Here is a 26,081-nt window from a genome sequence, read left to right as displayed (position 1 = left end):
TTCACGGCGTGTCAGACAGGCCCGACCACATCGGCCCGACGATCCCATCATTGTCAGGGGATAGTGCGATTGCCCTGCCACGCTTTGCCGGGATTGTAGACAGACAGTCCCTCTCCACCTAGACTGTGCGCTACATCTATCTTGGTCGGGGTGCCCCGTTCGCGATGCAGGCATGCTACGTGAGCCGGGCTGAGATTAAACCCGCTGAACCTGATCCGGCTTGAACCGGCGTAGGAAATCGAGATTAACCGTATGCCCAAGAACCATCCCCAGCTCGGGCTGACTGTGCGGTTTATCCGTAGCACAGGAGCCTGACATGACGCACCAAACTCCCATCGCCTTGACCATTGCCGGCTCCGACAGCGGCGGCGGCGCCGGCATCCAGGCCGACCTGAAAACCTTTTCCGCGCTCGGCGTTTATGGCGCTTCAGTCATTACCGCACTGACCGCCCAGAACACCCGTGAAGTACGCGCCATCCACGACGTACCGGCTGCATTCATTGCCGATCAGCTCAATACCGTGTTCGACGACCTAGCGGTCAGCGCGATCAAGATCGGCATGCTCAGTCGCCCGGAATCGATCCAGACCATCGCCACCATTCTGCGCGAGCGGGCGCTGACCAACATCGTGCTCGACCCGGTCATGGTCGCCAAAAGCGGCGATAAGCTGCTGGTAGAGGAAGCGGTGGATGCCCTGCGCAGTGAACTGCTGCCGCTGGCGACGCTGATTACACCGAACCTGCCGGAAGCGGCGGTGCTGCTTGACCGCGATGAGGCGGTGTCGATGGACGCCATGCGCAAACAAGCTCAATTGCTGCTGCAGCTCGGGCCCCGCGCAGTATTGATCAAGGGCGGTCACCTGTCCGATTCGAGCAGCGTAGACAGTGCCGACCTGCTGCTGGATCAACAACAGGAACTCTGGCTGCCGGCCAAGCGTATCGCCACGCGTAACACTCACGGCACCGGCTGTACCCTGTCCTCCGCGATCGCGGCGGGCCTGGCCCGCGGGTTGCAGATTCGCACCGCAGTAGAGGAGGCCAAGACCTATATCACCGAGGCGATCCAGGCAGCCGACCGATTGCAGGTCGGCTCAGGTCACGGCCCGACCCACCATTTCCACCGCTGGTGGTAAGCCCTTGGATATCCGGCTCGAAAACGCCAGCCTGCACTGGCAGCAGCACTGCGTGTTCCGTGAGCTCGATCTTGAGCTGCCGGCAGGGCAGTGGACCAGCATTCTAGGCCAGTCCGGGGTCGGTAAGAGCTCCCTGCTGCAACTGCTGTGTGGTATCGCTGACGATGCCGATCTCAGCGGCACTATCCAGTGCAGTGACGGTAAACCGCTGTCGGGCCGGGTAGCCTGGATGGCACAGGATGATCTGCTGCTGCCCTGGCTAAGCACACTCGACAACGTACTGCTCGCTGCCCGGCTCAGCCAGCGCCAGGTAACGCCTGAGCAGCGGGAACTTGGCCACTACCTGCTGACCCAGGTCGGACTCGGCGACAAGGCCCGGGCACGGCCCAGTCAGCTCTCCGGCGGTCAGCGCCAGCGGGTGGCCCTGGCACGCACCCTGTTCCAGGATCGACCGCTGGTCTGCATGGATGAGCCCTTTTCTGCGCTGGATGCGATCAACCGACTGCGCCTGCAGGACCTGGCCGCACAACTGCTGGCCGATCGTACCGTATTGATGATCACCCACGACCCGCTGGAAGCACTACGCCTGTCAGACCGGGTTCTGGTTCTCCAAGGCTCCCCGGCGCGTCTGACCCATCCGATCCTGCCCCGAGGCGCAGCGCCGCGCTCGGTGCGCGACGAGACCCTGCTGCAGCTACAGGGTGAGCTGCTGGCCTTGCTCGCCGGGGAGGCCGCCTGATGGCCGCCATACTGCGCCCACTGAGCATCGCCTTCGGCTTGGCATTGCTATGGCAATGTATTGTCTGGATCAGCGGCGCGCCAAAATTTATCCTGCCGGGGCCCGGACTGGTGATCGCGACACTGGTCGATCAACTGCCGCTACTGCTGCGCCATGCCGGTGTCACCCTGGTCGAGATCCTGCTCGGTCTGGTCCTGGGTGTAGTTCTGGGCCTGCTTAGTGCGCTGTCACTGATCACCTGGGGCGGCCTGAGACGCTGGCTGATGCCGGTGCTGGTAATCAGTCAGGCGATCCCGGTATTCGCCCTGGCGCCGGTGCTGATGCTCTGGCTCGGTTACGGCATGGCGTCAAAGATTGCGATGGCAACGTTAATTATCTATTTCCCGGTGACCGCGGCCTGTTTCGATGGTTTGCGCCGCACACCCACCGATTATCTGAAGCTGGCCCGCACCCTGGGTGCCAAGCGGCGGGCTCAGCTGCTCCAGATCCGCCTGCCCGCCGCACTGCCCGCCTTCGGTTCGGGCCTGCGCGTCGCCGCGTCGGTAGCCCCAATCGGCGCCGTGGTCGGCGAGTGGGTCGGCTCCTCCACGGGACTGGGTTACCTGATGCTGAATGCCAACGCCCGTATGCAGGTGGACCTGATGTTTGCCGCGCTGCTGATACTGGCCCTGATCGCCGTCGCTCTCTACTTCCTGATCGACCGGCTGGCCCGACTGCTGGTGCCCTGGCAGAGCGATACCTTGAACACACCCCTATCCGGCTCAGGCCGGAGCCGATAATGAGAGGACTCTCATGAAACGCTTGAGCATACTGCTATTGACCGCGCTGTTTTCAGCACAAGCCTTCGCCGCAGACAAGGTGGAACTGCTGCTGGACTGGTTCATCAACCCCGACCATGGTCCGCTTATCGTGGCCCAGCAGCAGGGCTATTTCGCCGAGCAGAATCTGGAGGTGTCGATGGTCGAACCGGCCGATCCCTCGATGCCGCCGAAACTGGTGGCCGCCGGCAAGGCCGATATGGCGATCAACTACCAGCCGCAGCTGCACCAGCAGATCGATGAGGGTCTGCCGCTGGTGCGGGTCGGCACACTGGTCGCCACGCCGCTGAACTCGCTGGTGGTGCTCAAGGATGGCCCAATCAAATCGATCGCCAACCTCAAGGGGCGCAAGGTGGGCTACTCGGTCAGCGGCTTCGAAGATGCCCTGCTGCGCGCGATGCTGGAGAAGCACGGCCTGAGCCTGGACGATATCGAGCTGGTCAACGTCAACTGGTCGCTGTCACCATCGTTGATCTCGGGCCAGGTCGATGCCGTGATCGGTGCCTTCCGCAATTTCGAGCTGAACCAGATGGAGATCGAGGGCCACCCCGGCCGTGCCTTCTTCGTCGAGGAGCAGGGTGTACCCGCCTATGACGAGCTGATCCTGGTGATCAACACCAAGGATCGGGGTGACGAGCGTTACGCCCGTTTCATGACCGCAGTGGAGAAAGCGACCCAGTTCATCGTCAACCACCCCGATGAGGCCTGGCAGAGCTTTGTCAGCTACAAACCCGACGAGCTGAATACCGAACTGAACAAGCGCGCTTGGGCTGACACCCTGAGCCGTTTCGCCCTGCGCCCGGCGGCGCTGGACACTGCCCGCTATCAGCGCTTCGGCGCCTTCATGCAGCGGCAGGGGCTGACCAAGGCCACACCCGCTGTCGACACCTATGCCACTACGCCCTGACGCCAACCTCTCGCCATCAACACCGGAGATAATAATGACGACCCAACACTCGAACCCCCAGCGTTTAAAAGACAGTGCCCGCGTCGATGCCGACTCGGTGCAGCCCTTCCCGAAATCACGCAAGGTCTACGTCGAGGGCAGCCGCCCCGATATCCGCGTACCGATGCGCGAGATCACGCTGGACGATACCCCGACCGCCTTCGGTGGCGAAAAGAATGAGCCACTGTATGTGTACGATACCTCCGGCCCCTATACCGACCCCGCCGCCGAGATCGATGTGCGCAAGGGTCTTCAGCCACTGCGCGAGCAGTGGATCCTGGAGCGTGGCGATACCGAACAGCTCGATGGGCTGAGCAGTGAATACGGCCGTGCCCGTGCCGCCGACCTGCGCCTGGACGAACTGCGTTTCGAACTGACCCGCAAACCGCGTCGTGCCAAGCCCGGCAAGAACGTCACCCAGCTGCACTACGCCCGCCAGGGGATCATCACCCCGGAGATGGAGTACATCGCCATCCGCGAGAACATGAAGCTGGCCAAGGCACAGGCCGAGGGCAGCATCGTCGCCCAGCAGCACCCGGGCCACAACTTCGGCGCCTACCTGCCGGAGGAGATCACGCCCGAGTTCGTGCGCTCAGAGGTGGCCGCCGGTCGCGCCATCATCCCCTGCAACATCAACCACCCGGAGCTGGAGCCGATGATCATCGGCCGCAACTTCCTGGTCAAGATCAACGGCAACATCGGCAACTCGGCGCTGACCTCCTCGATCGAGGAGGAGGTGGAGAAGATGACCTGGGGTACCCGCTGGGGTGCCGACACCATCATGGACCTCTCCACCGGCAAGAACATCCACGAGACCCGCGAGTGGATCCTGCGCAACTCGCCGGTACCGATCGGCACCGTACCGATCTACCAGGCACTGGAGAAGGTCAACGGCGTCGCCGAGGACCTGAACTGGGAGGTGTTCCGCGACACCCTGATCGAGCAGGCGGAGCAGGGCGTGGACTATTTCACCATCCACGCTGGTGTGCTGCTGCGCTACGTGCCGCTGACCGCCAAGCGGATGACCGGCATCGTCTCCCGCGGCGGCTCGATCATGGCCAAGTGGTGCCTGGCGCATCACGAGGAGAACTTCCTCTACACTCACTTCGAGGAGATCTGCGAGATCTGCAAGGCGTACGACGTGGCGTTCTCCCTCGGTGACGGCCTGCGCCCCGGCTCGGTCTACGACGCCAACGACGCGGCTCAGTTCGCCGAGCTGGAAACCCTGGGCGAGCTGACCAAGATCGCCTGGCAGCACGACGTGCAGGTGATGATCGAGGGCCCTGGCCACGTGCCGATGCATATGATCAAGGAGAACATGGACAAGCAGCTCAAGGAGTGCGACGAAGCACCGTTCTACACCCTGGGCCCATTGACCACCGATATCGCCCCCGGTTATGACCACATCACCTCCGGTATCGGCGCGGCGATGATCGGCTGGTACGGCTGCGCCATGCTCTGCTACGTGACACCGAAGGAGCACCTGGGTCTGCCCAACAAGGATGACGTCAAGACCGGCATCATCACCTACAAGATCGCCGCCCACGCCGCCGACCTGGCGAAAGGGCATCCGGGCGCGCAGATTCGCGACAACGCCATGTCCAAGGCGCGCTTCGAGTTCCGCTGGGAGGACCAGTTCAATATCGGCCTCGACCCGGATACCGCCCGCGCCTACCACGACGAGACGCTGCCGAAGGAGTCCGCGAAAGTGGCACACTTCTGCTCCATGTGCGGCCCCAAGTTCTGCTCGATGAAGATCTCCCAGGAGGTGCGCGAGCTGGACGAGGAGCAGGTGGCGGCGATCAACGCCCAGGCGGAGCAGGGGATGCAGGAGAAGTCCGAGCAGTTCCGCGAAGCCGGTGCGCAGATCTACTCCAAGATCTAAACCCGTTTGCACAGAAGCAAAAAGCCCCTGCCGATCGGCAGGGGCTTTTGCATTTACAGGCCGGATAATCGGCTAATCGCCCAGTGCAGGATCAGCGACTCTTGTCAGCCAGCAGCGTGGCACTGCGTCCCGGACGATTCTTCTCCTGCTCGTAGCGGCGAGCCTCGGCCGGCACAGAACCACTGTCGCCGGTCTCCAGCCAGCGCTTGACCCGCGAGGCATCGCCGATATGGGAACGTTTGCCGAATGAATCCAGCAGCACCATGGCGACTCGGCGGCCCTTGATCCGGCTGGCCAGGGCCAGGCAACGACCTGCCTCGTCGTTATAGCCGGTTTTACTGAGCAGCACCTCCCAGTCGTCGTTGTTCACCAAGCGGTTGGTATTGTAAAACGCCAACACATAATTGGGATGGCTGAAGCGTGCATCCAGCTTGGCGCTGGTGGTCATTTCACGTACCTCGGGGTAATCGCGGGCAACCTTGATCAGGCGGACCAGATCTCGCGCCGTCGACACGTTGAAGTAGGACAGGCCGGTGGGCTCGACAAAACGTGTGCTGTTCATGCCCAGCGCCTGTGCCTTCAGGTTCATTGCCCGCACGAAGGCGAAATAGCCGCCGGGATAGGCGTGCGCCAGCGCGGTGGCGGCGCGGTTCTCCGACGCCATCAGCGCCAGCTGCAGCACATCGCGACGGCGCAGTTCGCTCCCCAGGCGTATCCGCGAGTACACATTCTGCATCTGGATCGAATCCCGGACCTGGATCGGTATGCGCTCATCCATATCCAGCTTGGCATCGAGCACCACCAACGCCGTCATCAGCTTACTCACCGATGCAATGGGTACCACGGCATCAGGATTTTTCTGATACAGCACCTCGCCCGTATCCAGATCGGTGATCATCGCATTGACCGAGGCGAGTTGCAGGCGGGAGGGGTCGAGTTTGAGACTGGCGGCACAGAGAGGGCCGGCCAGCAGCAGGAAAATAACGGTCAGTATCGCTCGGCTTTTATACAGCATCGTTCCGCTTCGTCTACTGATTGACACCAGGAATCGGTAAAAAGATAGTGCCCCAGAGTATAAAACAAAGGGCTACCAACGCACACTCCCATTCCGCCGGCCATTTGTTTAGCCTATCAATTTCTTTGCGAGTCAACAGCTTAGATATTTTCGTGAAATTGTGCGTGGCCGGTGGAGGCTTGATATACTCTCGGCAATCGCTATCCCTGATTCTTGCAGGAAAGACCATTGAACTCCTTCAATCTGCTTAAATCGATCGCTGATGCCCGCCCACGACTGCGTAAATCCGAGCAGAAGGTGGCGGAGTATGTACTGACCAACCCCAACGAAGTGATCCATATGCGGATCGTCGATCTGGCGTCGGAGGCCAATGTCAGCGAGCCGACGGTGGTTCGATTCTGCCGTGCACTCAACTATGACGGTTTCCAGGACTTCAAGCTGACCCTGGCCCAGGGGCTGGCCAGCAATACCAGCTTCGAACAGTTTGCCCTGAACTCCACCGATACCGTGATCGAGTTCAAGCAGAAGATCTTCGACTCGATGATCGGCAACCTGATCAATATCCGCGAGCAACTGGACCCGACCACACTGGAGGAGGCGATCGACGCCCTGGCCAAGGCCAACCGGGTGGAGTTCTATGGCTTCGGTGCATCGGCGCCGGTCTGTGCCGATGCCCAGCACAAGTTCTATCGTCTGAAAGTATCGGCGGCGGCCTACTCCGACCCGCATATGCAGACCATCTCCGCGGTCACCCTGGGCGAGGGCGATGCGGTCGTGGCAATCTCCCAGACCGGCCGCACCAAGGACCTGCTGCATACGGTCAAGCTGGTGCGTGAAACCGGTGCCACGGTGATCGCACTCTGCCCCGGCAACACGCCGCTGGCGGACCTGGCCACCATCCCCATCCATATCGATGTGGAGGAGGACAAGGATCTGAGCACCTTGATGTCGTCACGCATCGTGCATCTGGTGGTGATCGATGTACTCGCCGTTGGCGTGGCGATGAAGTTGGGTCCGGCGCTGTTCGATCATCTGAAGACGATCAAGCGCAGCCTGCGCAGTCTGCGCCAGAACGATAAACGCCTGTTGCTACGCCGTCCGGAAGACGACAACGACGACGATTAACCCGGCCAACAGGGCGCCTGAAACAGGCGCCCCTGTCACCTCCGTGCAACAGCTCCCGCCTAGTATTCCCTGTGCAACCATCCCCTCATTGTTTGAGTTTTGATCGATGTTGGGGTAAAACGGGATCTACAGCGACGTTTTCGCGGTTCCCGACGGGCCTCTAAACGCTCCGTTGGTCACCGCAAAATGGGTTGATCGGAGCAAGTATTATGCAGGTACGGAAAGAGCAGGAACTGAGCGATATTCAGACCCAAGTGTTCGACATCCTCGTCAGTTACGATGTCGAAGAGAACAACCGCCGCAAACAGCACGCATCCAAGCGTCTCCTTGAAGCACGCCGCGCCATAGAGCGTCGACGGGAGGAGAAGGAGCTGTCCCCCTTTATCGACAACGACTCCTGGTTCGACGAAGAGTAGAGACCACGAAAGGCCAGCGTTACGCTGGCCTTTCGCGTTATGTACGGGATCTACGGCATGCCGCCGGCGTATGAGCGGCGATCGTTGTCAGGATTCTGGATAGAGGATATTGAGCGGCACCGAACTTCCGCCATCGACCACGATGGCCGCATGCTCACGGCGTAACTGACGCGGTTCGGAAACGCCGCAGGAGTGGGCGATCATCTCCACTTCATGTACCAGATTGTGGTGGAAGTGGGCCACACGTTCGGCCTTATCCTCCGGTACCAACCCCTGCTGCAAGCGGGGGTTATGCGTGGTGATCCCGGTCGGGCAGGTGTTCTTGTTGCACTGAAGCGCCTGAACACAGCCCAGCGCGAACATGAAGCCCCGCGCCGTAACCACGAAATCGGCGCCCATGCAGATTGCTGCCGCCACATCGGTCGGGTTGATCAGCTTACCCGAGGCGATAATGCGGATCCGGTTACGCAAACCATGCTGCATCAGCTTGTTGACCAGAATCGGCAAACTCTCACGCAACGGCAGTCCGACACTGTCGATCAGCGGCAGCGGCGCGGCACCGGTGCCACCATCGGCGCTATCCAGGGTAATGAAGTCTGGCGCCGATTCGCTGCCGCGTTTGTTGATTGCTTCGCAGAAGGGGTCCAGCCAGTTGGTCGTCCCCAGCACCATCTTGAACCCCACCGGTTTACCGGTCACTACACGGATATGCTCGATAAAGTCGAGCAGGTCCTCGATCGAGCCGATCTCGGGATGGCGGTTAGGGCTGATGGAGGCCTGTCCCGCCGGAATTCCGCGGATATCGGCAATCTCCGCCGTCACCTTGTCACCGGGCAGGATCCCGCCCTTGCCCGGCTTGGCGCCCTGGCTGAGCTTGACCTCGAACATCCTGACCTGCGGCAGCGCCGATGCCTGCACCAGCTTCTCGTCACTGAGCTTGCCCTGATCGTCGCGTAACCCGTACTTGGCAGTTCCAATTTGGTAAACGATGTCGCAGCCGCCCTCGAGATGGTAGGGTGACAGACCACCTTCGCCGGTGTTCATCCAGCAACCGGCTTTTTTCGCACCTCGCGACAGGGCTTTCACCGCAGGCCTTGAGAGCGCGCCATAACTCATGCCCGAAATGTTGAGAAAGGAGGGCGCATCATAGGGCTCCCGGCAATAGGGGCCGATCCGCATCGACTGGGTTTTCGCCGCATCCTCGCTCATGGTCGGGAAAGGGCAGTTGAGGAAGTAATAGGTGCCCGGCTTTTTCAGATCCCGTGTGGAGCCGAAGGCGACGGTGTTGTCGATATTCTTGGCAGCGCGGTAGACCCAGGAGCGCTGGGCGCGGTTGAACGGCATCTCCTCCCGATCCATGGCGAAGAAGTACTGGCGAAAAAACTCACCGAGACTCTCGAACAGGTAGCGAAAGCGCCCGAGTAGCGGGTAGTTGCGCCTGATGGTATGGGCGGTCTGGCGCTTGTCGACCTGGTACATGATGACAGCGGTAATCACGCCACCGATAATCAACAACAGCAGCAACAACCCGATGATCGCAATAAAATCGATCGCCAGCATTGCAAGGGTATCGTTCATATTGAGGTTCTCTGGACCTGAGTCGGCTCTATGCTAACCGATTCATCAGCGTGTGGACTACTCGCCGCTCTGGGCCCTGTGTTTGGCGGCGATAAACTCAATATGCGGGACGTGGATCAGATCGGCAACGCGACGGATCACATGCTCCTCGTAATGGTGCAGTTCACCATCGGCATAAGCCACACGCCAGAGGTTCTCGATCAACGATACCTTCTGTTCGGGTGAGCAGATCCGGTTAATCTGCGAGGTGTAGCGGAAATAGTCGGTGGAGAGCCGATGCGCCTCCTCACCACGCTCAAGCAGAGCCTCGGCTTGAGCGTCCTCCAGACTGAAGCTGCGTTTGACCAGCGCCAGCAGTGCCGCTCTCTCCTCCGGCTTGCGCGCATAATCCGAAGCGATCACCTCCACCATCAGCACGGCACTGGCCAGCGAGAAAAGCTCCTGCGGATCCTCCACCTGTTCGACATCTACAGTCATCAGGTTGTCGAGAAAGCCCTTCAGTTTGGTCAGCATCATTATATCTCCCAGTATGCTGGATAGACCCTCAGCGACACGGATAGGTTCAGTTGCCAGGCTGGACGAACATCACGGGTCTGGCCCGCCAGACCCGCGTTTACATTCGGAGTGGATCCTTCACTCCACCGTTACCGACTTCGCCAGGTTACGCGGCTGGTCCACATCCGTACCCTTGAGCACCGCGACATGGTAGGACAGCAGCTGCAGCGGCAGGGTATAGGCGATCGGTTCCAGCAGCACCGGCATCGCCGGCAGGCGGATTACGCTGATACCGGGTTCGGTGCGGATGCTCTGGTCCTGACCGGCGAAGACGAACAGTTCTCCGCCGCGCGCGCGCACCTCCTGCAGGTTGGCCTTGAGCTTGTCGAGCATGTCGTTGCTCGGCGCCACCGTGACCACCGGCATCTCCTTGTCGACCAGGGCCAGCGGGCCGTGTTTGAGCTCACCAGCGGGATAGGCTTCGGCATGGATATAGGAGATCTCTTTCAGCTTCAGCGCCCCCTCCAGCGCGATCGGATAGAGCGCGCCGCGACCGAGGAACAGTGCGTGCTGCTTCTCGGCAAACGCCGCCGACATCTGCTCGATCTCGGGATCCAGTGCCAGCAGCTGCTCGAGCAGCTCCGGTAACTGCTTGAGCGCCGTGATGATCTGCGCCTCGGTACCCGGCAGGATGCCGTGACGGCGACCCAGGGCCAGGGTGGTCAGCATCAGCGCCACCAGCTGCGAGGTGAACGCCTTGGTGGAGGCCACACCGATTTCGGGACCGGCGTTGGTCATCAGCGCGATATCGGACTCCCGCACCAGCGAGCTGCCCGGCACATTGCAGATTGCCAGGGTACCCAGCACCCGCTCACGTACATCGCGCAGCGCGGCCAGGGTGTCGGCGGTCTCGCCGGACTGAGACAGGGTGATCAGCAGCGTCCCCTGAGGCAATACCACCGGGCGGTAGCGGAACTCGCTGGCCACCTCGACCATGCAGGGGATACCGACCAGGGATTCGATCCAGTACTTGGCTACAACACCGGCGTGATAGCTGGTGCCGCAGGCCACGATCTGCACCTGACGGGTACGGTCGAACAGCGCCGCCGCCTCATTGCCGAACGCCTGCTCCAGCAGGTGATCGCCGCTGATACGCCCCTCGAGTACCGACTTCATCACCGCTGGCTGCTCGTAGATCTCCTTCAGCATGAAGTGCTTGAAGGCGCCCTTTTCAGCACTGCCGGCACCATGCTCGAAGCGGCTGACGCTGCGCTCCACCGGCTGACCGGCCGCATCCCAGACCTCTACCCTGTCCGCCGTCAGGCGGGCAATATCGCCATCTTCGAGGAACATGAAACGGTCGGTGACCGGCAGCAGGGCGAGCTGATCGGAGGCGATGAAATGCTCGCCGATACCAACACCAATCACCAGCGGACTGCCTTTACGTGCCGCCAGCAATCTGTCCGGATGGTCGAGCTGAATGACGCCGAGTGCAAACGCTCCTTCCAGGCGCGACATCGCCGTGCGCAGCGCCTCCAGCGGCGTGGCACCGGACTGCACCTCACGGTCGATCAGATGGGCCACCACTTCGGTATCGGTCTCGGAATCGAAGCTGTAACCGGACTCGATCAGCTCGTCGCGCAGGCGTTCGTAGTTCTCAATGATGCCGTTATGCACTACCGCAACGCGGTTGGCCGACATATGCGGGTGTGCGTTGCGCTCCGAGGGCTTGCCGTGGGTGGCCCAGCGGGTATGGGCGATACCCAGGGTGCCTGACAACGGTTGCTGCTGTTGCGCCTCTGCCAATGCCTGCACCTTGCCGATACGGCGCAAACGCTGGATCTCGCCGTTATGCCATAGCGCCATCCCGGCCGAGTCATAACCGCGGTATTCCAGCCGACGCAGCCCCTCAAGCAGAATGCCCGATACCTGTCGCGCCGCCACGGCGCCTACGATTCCACACATATTCTCTGCTCCGTCCTTACCTTAGCTGCGCTTGACCGGCCGTTGCCAGCCACGGATATTGCTCTGTTTGCTGCGGGCAACGGCGAGTTCACCGTCCGCCACCGGCTTGGTCAGTGTCGTACCGGCACCGACCGTCGCGCCGGCACCGACACTGACCGGCGCCACCAGAGCCGTATTGGAGCCGATAAAGGCGCCGTCGCCGATCTCGGTCAGCGACTTGTTGACGCCGTCATAGTTGCAGGTAATGGTGCCGGCCCCGACATTGACGTCGCGACCGATCAGCGCATCGCCGACATAGCTGAGGTGGTTGACCTTACTGCCTTCGCCGATACGTGCCTTTTTGGTCTCGACGAAGTTGCCGACCTTGACCCCATTGGCCAGCTCGGTGCCCGGGCGCAGGCGGGCGAAAGGCCCGATGGTCGAAGCGCCCGCAACGAGGGCACCATCGATCACCGTATTCGCCTCGATCTGAGTATCGGCGCCGATGCGGCTGTTGCGGATCAGACAGTTGGGGCCGATGCGAACGTTGCTGCCCAGCTCCACCTCACCCTCAAATATGCAGTTGATATCGATGCTGATATCCTGGCCCACCGCCAGCGTGCCCCGTACGTCGATGCGCGCCGGATCGGCCAGCGTCACGCCGTCGGCCATCAGCCGCTCGGCGAGCTGAGCCTGGTACCAGCGCTCCAGTGAAGCCAGCTGGGCACGGTTGTTAACCCCCTGCACCTCCTGTTCGCAGCCGGGCTGGATCGCCTGTACCCGCACGCCGGATTCGGCGGCCATGGCGATCACGTCGGTCAGGTAGTATTCGCCCTGGGCGTTATCGGACGAGAGCTGCGGCAGCCAGTCATGCAGATAAGCCGCCGGCAACGCCATGATTCCGGTATTGACCTCGGCGATCGCACGCTGCTCTTCACAGGCATCCTTGTGCTCAACGATCGCCACCACGTCACCCACCGGGTTGCGGATGATGCGGCCGTAGCCGCTGGGGTCGGCCAGTTCGACGGTCAGCAGCCCCAAATGGCCCTGAGCTGCGATATGCAGAAGCGCATCCAGCGTCTCCGGCCGGGTTAGCGGCACATCTCCGTACAGCACCAGCACCAACGAGTCGGCCGCCACTGCCGGCAGCGCCTGAGCCACGGCATGGCCGGTACCGAGCTGCTCGGACTGCAGCGCGAACTGCAGCGATTGACCGCTCAGTGCATCCTGAACCTGCTGCGCACCATGACCAACCACCACGTGCAGGTTCACCTCGCCCAACGCCCGGGCATGATCGATCACGTGCTGTACCATCGGCTTGCCCGCCAGGGCGTGCATCACCTTGGGCAGACTCGACTTCATTCGGCTGCCCTGGCCAGCGGCCAGAATCACTACGTCAATATTCATCCATCGTTCCTGATCTTGTTGTTGATCTGCCGTGTCATCCAACTGACTACAAACATCGTCTTTTGTTGCGTGGTCGATAACCACGAATTGACAGCAGCCTACAGTATGTCAGGATGGGATCAATATTCTTTGTCATAAAAAAATTGACAATATGGACGATGAGATCTTTGCCCAACTCGGGCTCGAACCGCGCGATATCGCGATCTACAAGGCACTGCTGGCATTGGGACCCAGTTCTATCCGCACCATTGCTGAACGCGCCGGTGTCAATCGGGGTACAACCTACGAATGCCTGAAGGCGCTGCAGCAGCAGGGGATCGTGACCTACCTGCCGAAGGGGCAGCGCCGATTCTTCTCGGCCCGCGAGCCGGAGGTGCTGCTGCAACTGGGAGAAGAGCGTCAGCAGCGCCTGGCGATAGCGCTGAACCAGCTCAAGGGCCGCATCATCCCGGAGATGCATCACCTGAAGCCCGACTTCAGTGCCGCCAACGTGCAGTTCTTCGAGGGGGATGCAGGGATAGAGCAGGTGCTGCGGGATATCCTCAATCGGGTTTCGGAACAGCCACAGAAGGTCTATTCGGTTTTCTCGTCAAAGCCGATCCGGCGCCACCTGTACCGGCCTTTCCCGACCTTTACCGCCCAGCGCATCGCCCGCGATATTCGGGTGCGCGTGATCGCCATCGGCGATGGCGGTGAGAGCGCCGAGCTGTCAGAGCGCAAGTGGATCCGTACCGACGGGCCGGTGGATGCCGCCTATATCGCCATCTATCCACCCCGCTGTGCGATCATCTCGCTGGCCTCGGACAACTATCCCACCGCGGTAGTGATCGACTCGAAGGAGGTCTCGACGGCACAACAGATCATCTTCGATACCCTCTGGGGGTTGCTCTGAAAAGCAAAAAAGGCAACCGAAGCTGCCTTTTTTAGATCGTTGCAAGCGGGTGTATTACTTACCGGTCTTGCGACGAATCTGCTGCAGTGTGCGGAGCTGCGCAGCAGCTTCCGCGAGCTGAGCGGCTGCCCGGGAGTATTCGAATTCCCCGGATTTGTCAGCCATCGCATGCTCGGCGTGTTTCTGGGCTTCGAGCGCAGCAGCCTCGTTCAGATCAGCGGCATGAGCGGCAGTATCCGCCAGTACCGTGATCTTGTGCGGCTGCACTTCGATAAAACCACCAGACACGTAGAACACATCTTCCTCACCGCCCTGCTTACGCAGCTCGACAGGGCCTGGTTTCAGTTCCGTCAGAAGCGGAGCGTGACCCGGATAGATACCCAGGTCACCCAGGCTACCTGTTACGGATACGAACTCGATCAGGCCGGAGAAGATCTCCTCTTCGGCGCTTACGATGTCGCAGTGAACAGTCATAGCCATCTTCATTACCTCTTAAAGGTTTCCGCCGTGAACCGATTACAGGCTCTTAGCTTTCTCTACCGCTTCGTCGATGGTGCCGACCATGTAGAACGCCTGCTCCGGCAGCTGGTCATACTGACCTTCGAGGATGCCTTTGAAGCCGCTAATGGTATCTTTCAGCGATACGTACTTACCGGGAGAACCGGTGAATACTTCTGCCACGAAGAACGGCTGAGACAGGAAGCGCTGGATCTTACGCGCACGGGATACGGTCAGCTTGTCCTCTTCCGACAGCTCGTCCATACCCAGGATCGCGATGATATCCTTCAGCTCCTTGTAGCGCTGCAGGGTAGACTGCACGCCACGCGCCACTTCGTAGTGCTCCTGGCCGATAACCAGCGGATCCAGCTGACGAGAGGTGGAATCCAGCGGGTCGATCGCCGGGTAGATACCCAGTTCCGCGATCTGACGAGACAGTACGACGGTCGCGTCAAGGTGGGAGAAGGTGGTCGCCGGAGACGGGTCGGTCAAGTCATCCGCCGGTACGTATACCGCCTGGATAGAGGTGATGGAACCGGTCTTGGTAGAGGTGATACGCTCCTGCAGAACGCCCATCTCTTCCGCCAGGGTCGGCTGGTAACCTACCGCTGAAGGCATACGACCCAGCAGTGCCGATACTTCGGTACCCGCCAGGGTGTAACGGTAGATGTTGTCGACGAACAGCAGTACGTCACGACCTTCGTCACGGAACTTCTCCGCCATGGTCAGACCGGTCAGCGCTACACGCAGACGGTTACCCGGCGGCTCGTTCATCTGACCGTAAACCATCGCTACTTTCGACTGGTCGAACTGCTTGACGTTTACAACGCCGGCTTCCTGCATTTCGTGGTAGAAGTCGTTACCCTCACGGGTACGCTCACCAACACCTGCGAATACAGACAGACCGGAGTGCTCACGTGCGATGTTGTTGATCAGCTCCATCATGTTGACGGTCTTACCTACACCGGCACCACCGAACAGACCAACCTTACCGCCCTTGGCAAACGGGCACACCAGGTCGATAACCTTGATGCCGGTTTCCAGCAGTTCGTTGGAAGAAGCCTGATCAGCGTAAGTCGGCGCTTTACGGTGAATCGGATAACGCTCCTTTTCACCGATCGGGCCACACTCGTCGATCGGATTACCCAGTACGTCCATGATACGGCCCAGGGTTTCGGTACCAACAGGTACAGAGACCGGAGCGCCGGTATTGGACACCTCCAGACCACGGGATACACCCTCGGTCTGACCCATTGCAATGCCTCGCACGACACCGTCGCCCAGCTGCTGCTGAACTTCCAGTGTCAGGCCGGTTTTATCGACGACCAGTGCGTCGTAAACCTTCGGCACGCTGTCACGCGGAAACTCCACGTCAACAACCGCACCGATAATCTGAACAATACGTCCGCTACTCATGTTCGGATCCTCTTAAATTTAAACCTGTTCACCGCATCAAACAGCAGCAGCACCACCGACGATCTCGGATATCTCCTGAGTAATCGCCGCCTGACGGGCTTTGTTGTAAACCAGTTGCAGCTCATCGATCAGGTTGCCGGCGTTATCAGTTGCGTTCTTCATCGCCAGCATTCGTGCTGCCTGTTCACAGGCGTTATTCTCAACCACTGCCTGGTACACCAGAGACTCGATATAACGCTTGAGCAGCCCGTTCAGCAGCTCTTTCGCGTCCGGCTCATAGATGTAATCCCAGTGGTGGCTGAGCTTCTCTTCGTCTTCACCTGCCTGAAGCGGCAATAGCTGCTCGACAGCGGGCTTCTGGGTCATCGTGTTCACGAAATCGTTGGACACGATGTACAGCTTATCCAGCTTGCCTTCGTCATAGCTGTCCAGCATCACCTTCACGGATCCGAGCAGCTGGCCGATCTCGGGTGCATCGCCGAGTTGGCCTTTGGCTGCCACGACGTTACCGCCGTAGTTCCGGAAGAAGCTGATTGCCTTGGAGCCCAGCGCGCAGATATCGATCTCGACGTTCTGCTGGTTGAACTCCTTCATCTTTGCAATGGCTGCCTTGAACATGTTGACGTTCAGGCCACCACAGAGGCCGCGGTCAGAAGCGACGATAATGAAACCGACGCGCTTGACCTCACGCTCCTGCATGTAGAGGTGACGGTATTCAGGATTGGCCTTGGCCAGATGCTGAACCACACCACGGATGCTGTGGGCGTACGGACGGGAAGACTGCATGCGATCCTGGGCCTTGCGCATTTTCGACGCAGCCACCATTTCCATGGCGCTGGTGATCTTGCGCGTGCTGCCGATGCTCGCGATTTGCGTCTTAATCTCTTTTCCGACTGCCATAGTTCCGCCTATTAAACTTGTCTCGGTTCAGGCCGGTGAGTCACCGGCCCCCGACTCTCACAAACGGGTTGTCAGAGCACTTACCAAGTTTGGGTAGACTTGAACTTCTCGATGCCGGCTTTGAAGGACGCAGCGATTTCGTCGTTGTAATCGCCCTTCTCGTTGATCTTCGCCATCAGATCAGCGTGTTCGCTGTTGAAGTAGGAGATCAGAGCCGCTTCGAAAGCACCGATTTTGTCCAGTTCCACGTCTTTCAGGAAACCTTCGTTCGCTGCGTACAGGCTCAGACCCATCTCTGCGACGGACATCGGCGAGTACTGCTTCTGCTTCATCAACTCGGTAACCGCCTGACCATGCTCCAGCTGAGCACGGGTAGCGTCGTCGAGGTCGGAAGCAAACTGTGCGAAGGCAGCCAATTCACGGTACTGGGCCAGGGCCAGACGCACACCACCACCAAGTTTCTTGATGATCTTGGTCTGTGCAGAACCACCGACACGGGATACGGAGAGACCCGCGTTGATGGCAGGACGGATACCGGAGTTGAACAGGCTGGCTTCCAGGAAGATCTGACCGTCGGTGATGGAGATTACGTTGGTCGGAACGAACGCGGAAACGTCACCACCCTGGGTTTCGATGATCGGCAGGGCGGTCAGAGAACCGGTTTTGCCTTTCACTTCACCCTTGGTGAACTGCTCTACGTAGTCGGCGTTGACGCGCGCAGCACGCTCCAGCAGACGGGAGTGCAGGTAGAAAACGTCACCCGGATAGGCTTCACGGCCCGGCGGACGACGCAGCAGCAGGGAGATCTGACGATATGCCCAGGCCTGCTTGGTCAGGTCATCATAGATGATCAGCGCGTCTTCACCGCGATCGCGGAAGTATTCGCCCATGGTCGCACCGGCGTAAGGCGCCAGATACTGCATCGCTGCAGGATCGGCGGCACCAGCGGCTACGACGATGGTGTGGTCCATGGCGCCATGCTCTTCGAGCTTGCGCACGACGTTGGCGATAGTGGACTGTTTCTGGCCGATGGCAACGTAGATACACTTGATGCCAGTGCCTTTCTGGTTGATGATCGCGTCGATCGCGATAGCGGTCTTACCGATCTGACGGTCGCCGATGATCAGCTCGCGCTGACCGCGGCCGACCGGGACCATTGCGTCGATCGCTTTCAGACCGATCTGTACCGGCTGATCAACCGACTGACGGGCAATAACGCCCGGCGCCACTTTCTCGACCGCGTCGGTCAGTTTGGTTTCAACCGGACCCTTACCGTCGATCGGGTTACCCAGGGCGTCAACGACGCGGCCGAGCAGTTCCGGACCAACCGGTACTTCAAGGATGCGACCGGTACACTTGGCGGTCATGCCTTCGACCAGAGTCTGATAGTCGCCCAGTACAACGGCGCCGACAGAGTCACGCTCCAGGTTCAGTGCCATACCGTAGACACCGCCCGGGAATTCGATCATCTCGCCGTACATTACGTCGGCGAGACCGTGGATCAGGATGATACCGTCAGATACGCTGACGATCGTGCCCTCGTTACGGGCTTCAGAAGACACATCGAGCTTCTCGATGCGCTTCTTGAGAATCTCGCTGATCTCAGATGGATTCAGTTGCTGCATTGTTATTCCTCATTACTCAGGAATTCATCGCTTCGGCCAGTTTCGCCAGTCGTGCACGAATGGAACCGTCGATCACAAAGTCATCGGAGCGAACGACCACACCGCCGAGGATGGATTTATCCACCTGGGAGGTCAGTTTCACTTCGCGACCCAACTTGGTGCTGAGCGCCTGAGCCAGTTTCTGCTGCTGAGCATCGTCAAGCGGGAAAGCGGTGGTCAGGTCGACATCGACCTTCTTCTCCTGTGCCGCTTTCAGCCGGGCGAACTGCAGAGCAATCTCCGGTAGCAGAGCCAGTCGCTGATTTTCAGCCAGCAGAACGGTGAAGTTCTTGCCGGCATCATCCATCTGCTGTTCACAGACGGAGATCAGCACCTCGGCCTTCTGCTGATAAGTCAGGGCCGGGTTTGTCAGCACTTGGGCCATAGTGCTGTCCTGCACAACCTGTGCAGCTGCGGACAGCATCGTAGACCACTGATCGAGGTTGCCCTTCTCCAACGCATATTCGAACGCGGCTTTGGTGTAGGGCCGAGCGACTGTATTGAGTTCAGCCATCGTAAACCTCGCTTAAAGCTCAGCCGCCAGTTTCTCAACCAGCTGTGCGTGCGCTTTCTCGTCAACAGAGGCTTCCAGGATCTTTTCAGCACCGGCAATTGCCAGCGTAGCCACCTGAGCGCGGAGAGTTTCCTTCGCCCGGTTAACTTCCTGTTCGAGTTCAGCCTGAGCAGATGCTTTCACGCGGTCAGCTTCGACACGCGCCTGCTCTTTGGCTTCTTCGACGATCTGGTTAGCCCGCTTGTTGGCCTGTTCAATGATGGCGGCTGCCTCGTCCTTGCTTTTACGCATATCTGCGGCGGCTTTTTCCTGAGCCAGTCGCAGGTCACGTTCAGCACGGTCGGCCGCATCAAGACCTTCGGCAATCTTCTTCTTGCGCTCTGCCAGGGCGCCGGTGATCGGCGGCCATACGTACTTCATGCAGAATACGACGAAGAGGAAGAATGCAATGGCCTGACCAATGATGGTGAGATTGATATTCACGCCATTACCTCGCGGTTGTTGTGTAAGTAGTAGTTACCCGACATGGGGTAAAACGCCATTTCTACTTATTAAGCAACAGCGAACAGGACGTACAGACCCAGACCCACGCCGATCATCGGGATCGCGTCGACCAGACCCATGACGATGAAGAACTGGGTGCGCAGCAGGGGTACCAGTTCCGGCTGACGAGCAGCACCTTCGAGGAACTTGCCACCCAGGATACCGATACCAATAGCGGCACCGATTGCAGCCAGACCCATCATCAGAGCAGCAGCGATATACAGCAGTTCAGCCATTTTTTTTCTCCAGCAATTTTCAAGGTTAAAGTTTAAAGGTTTGAAACAAACTCGGTTTTCTACTACCTGTACCTGTCACTACGCTTAGTGGTGATCGTGGGCCATCGCCAGGTACACGATTGTCAGTACCATGAAGATGAACGCCTGCAGCGTAATAATCAGGATATGGAAGATCGCCCAGGGTACTGACAGCACCCACTGTGCCCAGAACGGCAGCAGCGCGATCAGGATGAAGATCATTTCGCCGGCATACATGTTGCCAAACAGTCGCAGTGCCAGGGAAACAGGCTTGGCCAGCAGACCGACGATCTCAAGGAACAGGTTGAACGGTGCGAAGATCTTCGGCAGCGGCTGGAACGCCAGCTCACCGATGAAACCGCTCACGCCCTTCATTTTGATGCTGTAGTAGACGATCAGGGCGAATACGCTGATCGCCATGCCGCCGGTGGCGTTGACGTCGGTGGTCGGTACCACCTTCATGAAGTGGATGCCCATCTCGCCGGCAACGAACGGAATCCAGTCGATCGGCACCAGGTCCATCAGGTTCATCAGGAAGATCCAGACGAAGATGGTCAGCGCCAGCGGCGCAATCACCGTGCTCTTGTGGGTGAAGATGCTCTTCACGTTGTCATCGACAAACTCGATAACGGTTTCGACAAAGTTCTGTGCTCCACCCGGTACACCGGAGGTCACGGCCTTGGCCACCTTGCTGAAGAACCAGACAAACAGCAGACCCAAACCTACTGACCAGAACATGGTATCGACGTTGATCGCCCAGAATCCCATCTCCGCCGCTTCGGCCGCGCTGTGCGCGAAGCCCCAACCATGCTCCGGATGATTACCGAAGGTCAGGTTGGTCAAGTGATGCGATATGTATTCTGAGGATGTAACTGTTCCACTCGCCATTCTCAGTCTCTCATTTTCAAAGTTTCAGGAAACGGTTATTCAGCCTCCACTGCAGCATCCACCCGGACAGTTGCAGCAGTATGAAGGTGAGAAATAGGGAAAATGGACTTAGCGGATCGACCAGTAGGAAGGTTGCACTGAACAACCCGGCCGCCAAAACCATTTTCCCTATTTCACTTGCATAGAGACTGATCACGACCTGCTGAGCCGTCTCGGCAGGGCGCTTGCTGTAGAGAACACGCCAAGTGAAATAGAGATTGGGCAGCAGATACAGCAGGCCGCCGATGAGCGCCGAGTAAGACTCGACTGGACTTTTGAGCAACAGCCCGGCGGCAATCGCCAGCAACAGACCGCTCTGAATCAGATAAACCTTGAAAAGCGCCCGCCTTCCGCGCTTCTGCAACCGTCCGCTGACTACCGCCGGCTGGACTTCTGGTTGCACTCCAGGCACTGATTTACGCAAAAGCCACCCTATTTCGGACGCAATGTCCCCTTCAAATAGCGGCAAGATTATAGGGTGTAAGGCAACGCTACTCAACAAAACCTTAAGAGTTTTGCACTAAGGTCTTAACAAAAGTAACCAAGGTAGGGGCCTGCTGCCCGGCCGGGATCGCTCAACCGATCAGCGCCAGTATCGCCTCGAGCTCCTCGTCGGAGCTGAAACTGAGACTGATCTTGCCCTTGCCCTTGGCATTGGCGCTCACCTCGACCGGTACCGAGAAGCGCTGTGTCAGTTGCGTGGCAACGCTCTTGTGGCGTTCACTCGGTTCCGGCTTAGGCTTCGGCAGATGGCGCCCTTCGACGATTTTGCGCACCAGCGCTTCGGCCTGACGAACGGAAAAGCCCTTTGCCACCACCTCTTTCGCCGCTTCGATCTGCTGCTCTTCGGTCAGCGGCAGCAGGGCGCGGGCATGGCCCATCTCCAGATCGCCATACTCCAGCATCCGCTTGACCTCTTCGGTCAGGTTCATCAGCCGCAGCAGGTTGGTGATAGTGGAGCGCGATTTGCCGACTGCATCGGCGACCTGTTGCTGGGTCAGCTCGAACTCGGTCTGCAGCCGGTGCAGGGCGATCGCCTCCTCCATCGGATTGAGGTTTTCGCGCTGGATATTCTCGATCAGCGCCATGGCGATGGCCGCCTCGTCGGGCACGTCGCGGATCAACACCGGAATGCGGTCGAGCCCCGCCATCTGTGCCGCACGCCAGCGCCGCTCACCGGCGATGATCTCGTACATCTCGCCATCGACCGGGCGGATCACGATCGGCTGCATCACCCCCTGCAGCTTGATCGAGGCGGCCAGCTCCTCCAGTGCCTGGGGTTCAAGATCGCGCCGGGGCTGGTAGCGCCCGCGCTGAATCAGTCCAACTGGCATCTCCTGCAGCTTTCCGTTAACCGAAGAGGCATCAGCCGCGTTGTCCTGCTGGCCTTCCGGCTCGTCACCGGCAACACTTACGCTGGAGAGCAATGCATCCAGGCCACGTCCGAGGCCCCGTTTTTTGACCGCCATCTCTAAATCTCTTCCTGTTCAGTAGCCACTGTCTCGCCGGCGCGTTCCTGCTCGGTGCGCCGAATCAGCTCACCGGCAAGCGCGAGGTAGGCCAGCGCGCCGCGGGAGTTTTTGTCGTACTGCAACGCGGGCATACCGTGGCTCGGCGCTTCGGCCAGACGGACATTGCGCGGAATCACGGTGCGATAGACCCGGGCACCGAAATACTCCACCAGATGATCGGAAACATCCTTGGTCAGGCTCATGCGCGGATCGAACATGGTGCGCAGAATCCCCTCGATCTTGAGCTTGGGATTCAGCCGCTTGTTGATCTTGTCGATGGTACCGACCAGCGCGCTGATCCCCTCCAGCGCGTAATACTCGCACTGCATCGGGATGATCACGCCGTCCGATGCGGACAGTGCATTAACGGTCAGCAGGTTAAGCGACGGCGGGTTATCGATGAGGATGAAATCGTAACGATCGAGCAGCGGCATCAGCGCCATCTTGAGGCGAAACTCACGCCGCGGCATCTGCAGCAGCTCAACCTCGGCTGCGGTCAGGTCGCCATTGGCGCCGATCAGGTGATAGCCGCTGGGCAGGCCGGTGACCAGTGCCTCTTCGGCACTGGACTGTTCGGTCAGTACCTCGTAGATCGACTTATCGAGCTGATGCTTGTCGGCACCGCTGCCCATAGTCGCGTTGCCCTGGGGATCGAGGTCGATCATCAGCACACGCTTTTTCGTCGCCGCCAATGAGGCAGCCAGATTCACGGCGGTCGTGGTCTTGCCGACGCCCCCCTTCTGGTTGGTGATCGTGAGGATCTTCGCCACGCTCAGGCTCTCCCTAGGACAAGCAGGTGCCGCTCACCATCCGTATCCGGCAAATTCAGCCGGTGACTGGCTTTCAGTGCATATCCCGGCGGCAACTGGTTGAGTTCCGCCTCAGGATACAGCCCTTTCATGGCAAGAAAAACACCCTGATCGGAACAGAGATGTCCGGTCCAGTTCAGCATGTCGGCCAGGGAGGCAAAGGCACGCGACACGATCTGCTCGTAGGGGCCCTGATCGCACTGCTCGACCCGGCCGTGGATCACCTGCAGATTGGCCAGACCGAGCTCCAGTTTGACCTGGTTCTGGAACCGGGTCTTCTTGCCGTTACTGTCCAGCGTGGTGACATCGAGCTGCGGTCGCGCTATCGCCAGCGGAATACCGGGCAGACCCGGACCGCTGCCGACATCGATCAGCCGCCCCTCGCCGATCCAGGGCAGGATGCTGAGGCTGTCGACCAGGTGGCGGCTGACCATCTCGGCGGGATCGCGCACCGCGGTCAGGTTGTAGGCCTTGTTCCACTTCACCAGCAGCGCCAGGTAGGCGAGCAGCTGCTCGATCTTGCCGGCATCGAGTTTCAGATCGAGCGCGGTCAGTTGGCGCTCGAGTTGCGTTTTGTATGCCTGCATCAACCGGCGGCCTTCTGCTGCAACTGACGTTTTTTCAGGTATACCAGCAGCAGCGAGATCGCCGCCGGCGTCATGCCCTGGATGCGGGACGCCTGAGCCAGGGTCTCCGGCCGGTGCTGCTTCAGCTTGGCTTTCAGTTCGTTGGACAGACCGCCTACCGCGTCATAGTCGAAGTCATCGGGCAGCGGGGTGTTCTCCTGGCGCTGCATCTGCGCGATCTCATCCTTCTGCCGGTCGATGTAGCCGGAATACTTCAACTGGATCTCGACCTGTTCGGCCACCTGCGGGTCACTCACTGGCTCGCCCTTGAGTCCGGCGACGTCGGCATAGCTGAGTTCGGGGCGCTTGACCAGGTCGGCCAGGCTGTACTCGCGGCTCATCGGCGAGGTCAGTTTGTCCTCGATCTGCTCGGATTCGGCACTGCGCGGCTGAATCCAGGTATCGCGCAACCTCTGGGCCTCCAGCTCGATCGACTCTCTCTTGGCACAGAAACGGCTCCAGCGCTCGTCACCGACAATGCCCAGTTTTCGCCCCTGCTCGGTCAGACGCAGATCGGCATTGTCCTCACGCAGCACGAGACGGTACTCGGCGCGGCTGGTGAACATGCGGTAGGGTTCGGAGGTACCAAGGGTGATCAGGTCATCGACCATGACCCCGATATAGGCTTCATCGCGACGGGGATACCAGCTCTCCCGGCCCAGCGCCTGGGCGGCGGCGTTGACGCCGGCGAGCAACCCCTGGGCGCCCGCTTCCTCGTAGCCGGTGGTGCCATTGATCTGTCCGGCAAAGAACAACCCGTTGATCACCTTGGTTTCCAGCGTGTGCCGCAGTCCCTGGGGATTGAAGTAGTCATATTCGATGGCGTAGCCCGGCCGGGTGATATGGGCCTGCTCGAAACCGCGCATGGAGCGTACCAGCTCCAGCTGTACATCGAACGGCAGGCTGGTGGAGATACCGTTGGGGTAGAGCTCGTGTGTGGTCAGCCCCTCCGGTTCGACAAATATCTGATGCTGATTCTTGTCGGCAAAACGGTGGATCTTGTCCTCGATCGATGGGCAGTAGCGCGGTCCCACCCCGCCGATGACCCCGGTATACATGGGTGAGCGATCGAGCCCGGCACGGATGATGTCGTGAGTGCGCTCATTGGTGTGGGTGATATAGCAGTTGATCTGCAGCGGATGCTGATCCTGGCTGCCGATAAACGACATCACCGGGGTCGGCGTATCGCCGGGCTGCACCTGCATCACCGAGAAATCGACACTGCGCGCATCGATACGGGGCGGTGTTCCGGTTTTCAACCGATCGACCTGCAACGGCAGCTCACGTAAGCGCTGGGCCAGACGCAGGGAGGGCGGATCGCCGGCGCGTCCACCGGAGTAGTGCTCAAGCCCAATATGGATCACCCCACCGAGGAAGGTACCGGCGGTCAGGATCACGGTCTTGGCACGAAAACGGATACCGCTCTGGCTGACCACGCCGGTTACCCGTTCCCCCTCGACGATCAGATCATCAGCCGCCTGCTGAAACAGCTGCAAATTGGGCTGGTTTTCCAGTATCTGACGGATGGCGGCTTTGTACAGCACGCGATCAGCCTGGGCTCGGGTGGCCCTGACCGCGGGGCCTTTACGGGCATTGAGGATTCGGAACTGGATCCCGCCGAGATCGGTGGCTCGGGCCATAGCGCCGTCGAGAGCATCGATCTCCTTCACCAGGTGGCTTTTACCTATACCGCCAATAGCTGGATTGCAGGACATCTGGCCCAGCGTTTCGATGTTATGCGTCAGCAACAGAGTACGTGCACCCATACGGGCAGACGCCAAGGCTGCTTCTGTACCGGCATGACCGCCGCCGATCACGATCACATCAAAGTGGTCAGGATAGTCCACTCAACACCTCTCAGATTGGGGATGACACAGTCGTACGAATGGAGACTGCTGGAAAAGGGGCATGATTATAGCCGTACAGGCTTTCGGAAGGAATGGTTAAAAATTGACCAGCGTCTTTTTATCTATGGTCTTTGTTCTTTAAATAAGTAGAGAGAGTTCTCTTATATGAAGAGAGATTGT

At 59.6% G+C, this 26,081-nt stretch carries 26 protein-coding genes and 1 riboswitch; of the genes, 8 read left to right on the top strand and 18 right to left on the bottom strand.

Translation table 11 applies throughout. The features are described from left to right. The first annotated feature begins 136 nt into the window (after nucleotides 1-136). Nucleotides 137-254, top strand: a riboswitch (TPP riboswitch). A gap of 62 nt (nucleotides 255-316) precedes the next feature. The 5 genes from thiD to thiC are packed head-to-tail and all read left to right on the top strand — an operon-like array spanning nucleotide 317 to nucleotide 5,520. After that, nucleotides 317-1,132 carry a bifunctional hydroxymethylpyrimidine kinase/phosphomethylpyrimidine kinase gene (thiD, locus tag KQ940_RS20300; protein ID WP_217416251.1) on the top strand — a complete coding sequence of 272 codons (816 nt, stop codon included), beginning with the start codon at nucleotides 317-319 and terminating at the stop codon, nucleotides 1,130-1,132. 4 nt (nucleotides 1,133-1,136) lie between these two features. Next, on the top strand, nucleotides 1,137-1,871 hold the full coding sequence (locus KQ940_RS20295; RefSeq protein ID WP_217416250.1) for an ABC transporter ATP-binding protein: 735 nt from the start codon (nucleotides 1,137-1,139) through the stop codon (nucleotides 1,869-1,871). Continuing rightward, nucleotides 1,871-2,650 (top strand): ABC transporter permease, encoded by a 780-nt coding sequence (locus tag KQ940_RS20290; protein WP_217416248.1) that lies wholly within the window; start codon nucleotides 1,871-1,873, stop codon nucleotides 2,648-2,650. Before KQ940_RS20295 ends, KQ940_RS20290 begins: the two co-directional genes overlap by 1 nt. A gap of 13 nt (nucleotides 2,651-2,663) precedes the next feature. Further along, a complete protein-coding gene (locus KQ940_RS20285) occupies nucleotides 2,664-3,596 on the top strand; it encodes an ABC transporter substrate-binding protein (protein WP_217416239.1) in 933 nt (310 codons plus the stop codon). A 34-nt stretch (nucleotides 3,597-3,630) separates the two neighbouring features. Then, nucleotides 3,631-5,520, top strand: coding sequence for a phosphomethylpyrimidine synthase ThiC (gene thiC / locus KQ940_RS20280; protein WP_246590220.1), 1,890 nt, complete (start codon nucleotides 3,631-3,633; stop codon nucleotides 5,518-5,520). A 91-nt stretch (nucleotides 5,521-5,611) separates the two neighbouring features. On the opposite strand, the gene pbpG is transcribed toward thiC, so the two are convergent. Next, on the bottom strand, nucleotides 5,612-6,535 hold the full coding sequence (gene pbpG / locus KQ940_RS20275) for a D-alanyl-D-alanine endopeptidase (RefSeq protein WP_217416237.1): 924 nt from the start codon (nucleotides 6,533-6,535) through the stop codon (nucleotides 5,612-5,614). 228 nt (nucleotides 6,536-6,763) lie between these two features. Between pbpG and hexR the strand changes: the two genes are divergently transcribed. Continuing rightward, nucleotides 6,764-7,660: a transcriptional regulator HexR gene (gene hexR / locus KQ940_RS20270; RefSeq protein ID WP_217416235.1), complete on the top strand. Its 897-nt coding sequence runs from the start codon at nucleotides 6,764-6,766 to the stop codon at nucleotides 7,658-7,660. A 209-nt stretch (nucleotides 7,661-7,869) separates the two neighbouring features. Then, nucleotides 7,870-8,076, top strand: a complete 207-nt coding sequence (locus KQ940_RS20265) for a PA3496 family putative envelope integrity protein (RefSeq protein ID WP_217416233.1) — start codon at nucleotides 7,870-7,872, stop codon at nucleotides 8,074-8,076. An 87-nt stretch (nucleotides 8,077-8,163) separates the two neighbouring features. On the opposite strand, the gene KQ940_RS20260 is transcribed toward KQ940_RS20265, so the two are convergent. The 4 genes from KQ940_RS20260 to glmU form a co-directional block, all read right to left on the bottom strand. After that, entirely contained in the window at nucleotides 8,164-9,654 is a 1,491-nt protein-coding gene (locus KQ940_RS20260) for an FMN-binding glutamate synthase family protein (protein ID WP_217416224.1), read from the bottom strand. A gap of 57 nt (nucleotides 9,655-9,711) precedes the next feature. Then, nucleotides 9,712-10,167, bottom strand: coding sequence for a tellurite resistance TerB family protein (locus tag KQ940_RS20255; RefSeq protein ID WP_217416222.1), 456 nt, complete (start codon nucleotides 10,165-10,167; stop codon nucleotides 9,712-9,714). A 120-nt stretch (nucleotides 10,168-10,287) separates the two neighbouring features. Then, entirely contained in the window at nucleotides 10,288-12,114 is a 1,827-nt protein-coding gene (gene glmS, locus KQ940_RS20250; protein ID WP_217416220.1) for a glutamine--fructose-6-phosphate transaminase (isomerizing), read from the bottom strand. Between the two features lie 21 nt (nucleotides 12,115-12,135). Beyond that, entirely contained in the window at nucleotides 12,136-13,500 is a 1,365-nt protein-coding gene (gene glmU / locus KQ940_RS20245) for a bifunctional UDP-N-acetylglucosamine diphosphorylase/glucosamine-1-phosphate N-acetyltransferase GlmU (protein ID WP_217416218.1), read from the bottom strand. 151 nt (nucleotides 13,501-13,651) lie between these two features. On the opposite strand from glmU, the gene KQ940_RS20240 reads away from it, so the two are divergent. Further along, entirely contained in the window at nucleotides 13,652-14,392 is a 741-nt protein-coding gene (locus tag KQ940_RS20240) for a TrmB family transcriptional regulator (RefSeq protein ID WP_217416210.1), read from the top strand. 54 nt (nucleotides 14,393-14,446) lie between these two features. On the opposite strand, the gene KQ940_RS20235 is transcribed toward KQ940_RS20240, so the two are convergent. The 13 genes from KQ940_RS20235 to mnmG form a co-directional block, all read right to left on the bottom strand. After that, complete coding sequence (locus KQ940_RS20235; protein WP_217416208.1) at nucleotides 14,447-14,872, bottom strand: F0F1 ATP synthase subunit epsilon; 426 nt, start codon at nucleotides 14,870-14,872, stop codon at nucleotides 14,447-14,449. A gap of 36 nt (nucleotides 14,873-14,908) precedes the next feature. Continuing rightward, nucleotides 14,909-16,306, bottom strand: coding sequence for a F0F1 ATP synthase subunit beta (gene atpD / locus KQ940_RS20230; protein ID WP_217416201.1), 1,398 nt, complete (start codon nucleotides 16,304-16,306; stop codon nucleotides 14,909-14,911). Between the two features lie 36 nt (nucleotides 16,307-16,342). Beyond that, nucleotides 16,343-17,206, bottom strand: coding sequence for a F0F1 ATP synthase subunit gamma (atpG, locus tag KQ940_RS20225; protein WP_217416199.1), 864 nt, complete (start codon nucleotides 17,204-17,206; stop codon nucleotides 16,343-16,345). A gap of 80 nt (nucleotides 17,207-17,286) precedes the next feature. After that, entirely contained in the window at nucleotides 17,287-18,831 is a 1,545-nt protein-coding gene (gene atpA, locus KQ940_RS20220; protein WP_217416197.1) for a F0F1 ATP synthase subunit alpha, read from the bottom strand. 16 nt (nucleotides 18,832-18,847) lie between these two features. Next, a complete protein-coding gene (locus KQ940_RS20215) occupies nucleotides 18,848-19,384 on the bottom strand; it encodes a F0F1 ATP synthase subunit delta (protein ID WP_217416195.1) in 537 nt (178 codons plus the stop codon). Nucleotides 19,385-19,396: 12 nt separating this feature from the next. After that, nucleotides 19,397-19,867, bottom strand: coding sequence for a F0F1 ATP synthase subunit B (locus tag KQ940_RS20210; RefSeq protein ID WP_217416193.1), 471 nt, complete (start codon nucleotides 19,865-19,867; stop codon nucleotides 19,397-19,399). 68 nt (nucleotides 19,868-19,935) lie between these two features. Further along, a complete protein-coding gene (gene atpE / locus KQ940_RS20205) occupies nucleotides 19,936-20,163 on the bottom strand; it encodes a F0F1 ATP synthase subunit C (protein ID WP_027853452.1) in 228 nt (75 codons plus the stop codon). Between the two features lie 84 nt (nucleotides 20,164-20,247). Continuing rightward, nucleotides 20,248-21,069, bottom strand: coding sequence for a F0F1 ATP synthase subunit A (gene atpB / locus KQ940_RS20200; RefSeq protein WP_188752004.1), 822 nt, complete (start codon nucleotides 21,067-21,069; stop codon nucleotides 20,248-20,250). 16 nt (nucleotides 21,070-21,085) lie between these two features. Next, on the bottom strand, nucleotides 21,086-21,511 hold the full coding sequence (locus KQ940_RS20195; protein ID WP_217416191.1) for an ATP synthase subunit I: 426 nt from the start codon (nucleotides 21,509-21,511) through the stop codon (nucleotides 21,086-21,088). A gap of 172 nt (nucleotides 21,512-21,683) precedes the next feature. Continuing rightward, nucleotides 21,684-22,577 carry a ParB/RepB/Spo0J family partition protein gene (locus KQ940_RS20190; protein ID WP_217416184.1) on the bottom strand — a complete coding sequence of 298 codons (894 nt, stop codon included), beginning with the start codon at nucleotides 22,575-22,577 and terminating at the stop codon, nucleotides 21,684-21,686. Nucleotides 22,578-22,579: 2 nt separating this feature from the next. Then, entirely contained in the window at nucleotides 22,580-23,389 is an 810-nt protein-coding gene (locus tag KQ940_RS20185) for a ParA family protein (protein WP_217416182.1), read from the bottom strand. A gap of 2 nt (nucleotides 23,390-23,391) precedes the next feature. Next, a complete protein-coding gene (gene rsmG / locus KQ940_RS20180) occupies nucleotides 23,392-24,015 on the bottom strand; it encodes a 16S rRNA (guanine(527)-N(7))-methyltransferase RsmG (protein WP_217416174.1) in 624 nt (207 codons plus the stop codon). Further along, nucleotides 24,015-25,901, bottom strand: coding sequence for a tRNA uridine-5-carboxymethylaminomethyl(34) synthesis enzyme MnmG (gene mnmG, locus KQ940_RS20175; RefSeq protein WP_217416172.1), 1,887 nt, complete (start codon nucleotides 25,899-25,901; stop codon nucleotides 24,015-24,017). Before mnmG ends, rsmG begins: the two co-directional genes overlap by 1 nt. Nucleotides 25,902-26,081 lie beyond the last annotated feature (180 nt).

The organism is Marinobacterium ramblicola, assembly GCF_019084545.1.
GTDB lineage: Bacteria > Pseudomonadota > Gammaproteobacteria > Pseudomonadales > Balneatricaceae > Marinobacterium_D > Marinobacterium_D ramblicola.
Note: the sequence above shows the minus strand (reverse complement) of the source record. Positions and strands in the feature narration are given on the sequence as shown.